Raw genomic sequence first — 4,029 nt, 5'->3', positions numbered from 1 at the left:
GGCATCGGACAGTCCGATGCTTAATTATGATTATATATAAGATTCGTCGTCAGTCTGAAAAATCCTTTAAAAATACTAAAAAAGGGATTCTCCCGCAATGAGACCTATAAAACAACAGATGAAAGCAACTCCGACATTGAGCAAACCGTACAGACAGGCATAAGAGAGATGGCCCGTACGAATAAGCGTTAAAAGCTCGAGGTTATAAGTGGAAAAGGTCGTAAATCCCCCGAGGATTCCCGTAACGGCAAAGAGTCTTATTGCCGGCGGTAAATCGGCGTGTACGGAAAAATATGCGGCACACAGACCGATCATAAAGGAACCTGCAATGTTTACGATAGCTGTACCGTACGGAAAAAGCAAGCCGCCGTGTTCATTTGCATAGAAAGAAACTAAAAAGCGCAGTGCGGCCCCAAGGCCGCCGCCGCAAGCGATGATTAATATATTTTGAGCCATAATGACCTCCATTATTATTCATTTATAGGTAACACGATAAAAGGAGCCTTGTCAATTGCAGATAGACGAATCAGCCTGTGCTATAATACGAAGAGAATAACTTTCGGGAGGATATTATGCATATTTCAGGGCAATTGATTCCGACAATTCGTCAATTAAACACTTGGCCGCGGTTTCGTCTGCGGCTTTTTGCCGAAGGGGCTATGGTAGGAGTATTCGCCGGCTTGACGGCCGGTTTTTTTCGCTTTGCTCTGGAAAAAGGGACTTTATTACGAGAATATATATATACTATATTAATACAATCGGATTTATGGGTAAACCTTCTATGGTTTGCAGCACTTGCCGCGGTCGGATATGTTTTGTGGCGCTGTGTTGCTTATGAACCTGATGCGGCAGGAAGCGGCATACCGCAAGTAAAAGGGGCAATTGCCTGTGCTTTGCACATGCGTTGGTGGAGGATTTTGTGGGTAAAGTTGTTTAGCGGAATTTTGGGAATCGGCTTGGGCTTGTCACTGGGACGTGAAGGGCCGTCCATTCAGTTGGGAGCCGTGGCGGCTCAAGGGATTAGTGAGACTATGGGTCGCACGCGTATGGAAGAACGGTATCTAATCACAGCGGGGGCCAGTGCCGGTCTGGCAATGGCTTTTAATGCCCCTTTAGCGGGAGTACTCTTTGCCTTGGAAGAACTGCACCGCAATTTTTCCGGCGTAGTTTTGGCTCCGGCTATGGCGGCAGCCTTGATTTCCGCCATTTTATGTCGATTTATGTTTGGGGGACAGTCGGTATTTCAGTTCGGAATGTTACCGACCTTTCCCGTTGAATACACGTGGTTAGCTGTTATCCTAGGACTTATCTTGGGGTTGTGCGGATTGGTATTTAATAAGGGATTATTGGCATCGCGAAAGTTTTATGAATTGCCCGTATTCAGGAAACCTTGGATGCCTGTTGCATTCGCGTTGTTTACTGCCGGAATTTTGGGTTATGTGCTGCCGCAGGTTTTGGGTGGCGGTAATGATTTAATTAATTCACTGCATAGTATGCCTTTATCATTGCAACTTTTCGGGATTCTGTTGGTCGGAAAGTTTTTATTTACGTTAGTCAGCTACGGTAGCGGAGTTCCCGGGGGATTTTTCCTTCCAATCCTGGTTATCGGAGCCTTAACGGGGAGTGTAATCGGCATCGGGTTCATTCAAATCGGACTGGTAGAAGAAGCTTACTTATCAAATATTGTCATTATTTCCATGGCTGCATTTTTTACGGCTTCTGTGCACTCTCCCATAACGGGGACCGTTCTGATTATGGAAATGACCGGTTCATATGAGCATTTGCTGGTATTATGCATGGCCTCTTTGATTGCTTTGGTAACAGCCAAGCTTTGTGGAGGCAAGCCTATTTATGATACCTTGCTTGAACGACTCCTGAAAACGGGGAATAAAGTCGGAACTCATGAGAATCAGCGCAATATCATAGAGTTCGCTGTTATCGGCGGCAGTCGCTTGGACGGTAAAAAAGTAACGTCCGTTGAATGGCCGGAACGGGTAGCTTTGGTGGATATTAAGCGAGGCGACGGGGAAATTATTCCTGACAGTCGGGCTGTAATACAGGCGGGAGATTATATTTATATATTAACGGATTCTCCGCAATCGGCTGAGGCGGTACGTTGCTTGGCAGAAGAAGAAATTGTATAATAATTAAAAGGCTATACAAGATAAGGGAAAAAACATTAGAAAAACGGCGAAAACACATGAGAAAACAGTTGATCGACCATTACAAAAAGGTATAAAAATATCAATAGTTATGTATAAAACTGTAGAATTTTGACTTAACCATCTTTTTTTGCTATACTCTCCGTAAGCAGAGCTTACTGTTTAATCGAGGTGGTTTTTTGAAGAAATTCACAATACTTTTACTTACTCTTATTTTTACCTTATCTTTATCAGCCATCGTAATGGCTAATGTTTCTTTAGGAATGACAGGCACACGCGTTGCGAGTGTTCAGAATATGCTAATCGGCACGGGATATTTGACTGACGGGGCGGATGGTGTGTTTGGAAGCGGTACACAGGCTGCTGTACAACGGTTCCAAGCGGATCATGGGTTGACGGCTGACGGTATTGTCGGCACGCAGACGATGAATGCGTTATCAACTGCCAGCGGACAACCTATTCCTGTCGATAATACAATTGTAATGGAAGCTACTGCTTATACTGCCGATGATCCCGGCAATAGCGGATATACCGCAACGGGACAGCCTTTGGCATACGGAATGGTATCCGTAGATCCCAATGTAATTCCGTTGGGAAGTCAATTATATATTGAAGGATACGGATATGCCGTTGCTGCCGATACGGGCGGAGGTATTGTGGGAAATCGAATCGATTTGGCTATGGATTCCGTTTCCGACGCATTGAATTTCGGTCGCAGAGATGTGGTCGTACACGTATTGTAATAAAAAAACAGGGAGACCTAGGTCTCCCTGTTTTTTTATTTGCCGTGTTTTATAGGTCCGTTTACGTAAAAGTATGTATTTTCCGCGGATTTTGTGGTATCCTTATAAGGCATTAGACAGTTATTCGTAGCAGGAGGCTCGATGAAGATGGAAGAGGTAATTGCACTGGTTCTGGCTGCCGGTAAAGGGACTCGTATGAAGTCTAAATTGCCGAAGGTCTTGCATAAGGCTGGCGGCGTCCCCATGGTCGGACAAGTGTTGCGGGCGGTAAAAGATGCCGGAACAAAGCGGGAAATCGTGGTTGTCGGTTTCGGAGCGGGAGCGGTTACGGCCTATGTAGGCGAGACGGCGGAGACCGTTGTCCAGAAGGAGCAGCTCGGCACGGGCCATGCCGTGTTGCAAGCCGAATCTTTATTGCAAGGCGAAAAAGGGATCTTGCTTGTTACATGCGGCGACACCCCGTTAGTACGGACAGAAACATTCCGTGCCCTCTTGGATTGTCATAAAAAGACGCAAGCATCGGCTACAGTTTTGACAGCCTGTATGCCTGACCCTACAGGATACGGCCGGGTTATTCGAAGTGCGGACGGAAAGGTTTCGAAGATTGTCGAACAAAAAGACGGTACTTCGCAGGAACTGGCTGTAAACGAAGTCAATGCGGGAATTTATTGCTTTGAATTACCCGAATTATGGGAGTTGTTACATCGCATCGGCAATAATAATGCCCAAGGCGAGTATTATTTAACCGACATTATCGGCATGCTTGTTGCTGACGGTAAGACGGTAAGCGCCGTAGCGGCTGAAGATTATAGAGAAACTTTGGGTGTCAACTCCAGATTACAGTTGGCCCAGGCGGAAAAAATTTTGCGAGAACGCAAACTGGAAGAGTTAATGACAGAAGGCGTTACGGTACAGGATCCGTCCAATACGTATGTGGAAACTACGGTAACGGTCGGGCGCGATACGGTTTTATATGCGGGCACGGTCTTGGAAGGTCGAACGGTAATCGGAGAGAATTGTGAAATCGGTCCCTTTGTGCGATTGACAAATGTTGCCATGGGAGACGGGAACAGCTTGCAATACACCTATGCTCATGACTGTACGATAGAAAATAATCTGACCGC

Annotated in this window: 4 protein-coding genes; 3 read left to right on the top strand and 1 reads right to left on the bottom strand. The window is 45.9% G+C overall.

What is annotated here, in order from left to right:
• Positions 1–75: 75 nt before the first annotated feature.
• Positions 76–456: a fluoride efflux transporter CrcB gene (crcB, locus tag PGX78_RS06475; RefSeq protein WP_270445958.1), complete on the bottom strand. Its 381-nt coding sequence runs from the start codon at positions 454–456 to the stop codon at positions 76–78.
• Between the two features lie 116 nt (positions 457–572).
• On the opposite strand from crcB, the gene PGX78_RS06470 reads away from it, so the two are divergent.
• From PGX78_RS06470 to PGX78_RS06460, 3 genes are all read left to right on the top strand, one after another.
• On the top strand, positions 573–2,144 hold the full coding sequence (locus tag PGX78_RS06470; RefSeq protein ID WP_270445957.1) for a ClC family H(+)/Cl(-) exchange transporter: 1,572 nt from the start codon (positions 573–575) through the stop codon (positions 2,142–2,144).
• 260 nt (positions 2,145–2,404) lie between these two features.
• Complete coding sequence (locus PGX78_RS06465) at positions 2,405–2,905, top strand: peptidoglycan-binding protein (protein ID WP_006941677.1); 501 nt, start codon at positions 2,405–2,407, stop codon at positions 2,903–2,905.
• Positions 2,906–3,052: 147 nt separating this feature from the next.
• On the top strand, positions 3,053–4,029 hold a 977-nt coding region (locus tag PGX78_RS06460), incomplete at its 3' end, for a bifunctional UDP-N-acetylglucosamine diphosphorylase/glucosamine-1-phosphate N-acetyltransferase GlmU (RefSeq protein WP_270445956.1).

It is taken from the genome of Megasphaera sp. AF13-6AC, from assembly GCF_027685385.1.
Lineage (GTDB): Bacteria > Bacillota > Negativicutes > Veillonellales > Megasphaeraceae > Megasphaera > Megasphaera micronuciformis.
This window is presented reverse-complemented; position numbering and strand designations above follow the sequence as displayed.

Excerpts from the sequence above, each read along its gene's own strand:
- PGX78_RS06465 (WP_006941677.1), top strand. The coding sequence starts at position 2,405 with ATGGCTAATGTTTCTTTAGGAATGACAGGCACACGCGTTGCGAGTGTT.
- PGX78_RS06470 (WP_270445957.1), top strand. The coding sequence starts at position 573 with ATGCATATTTCAGGGCAATTGATTCCGACAATTCGTCAATTAAACACT.
- crcB (WP_270445958.1), bottom strand. The coding sequence starts at position 456 with ATGGCTCAAAATATATTAATCATCGCTTGCGGCGGCGGCCTTGGGGCC.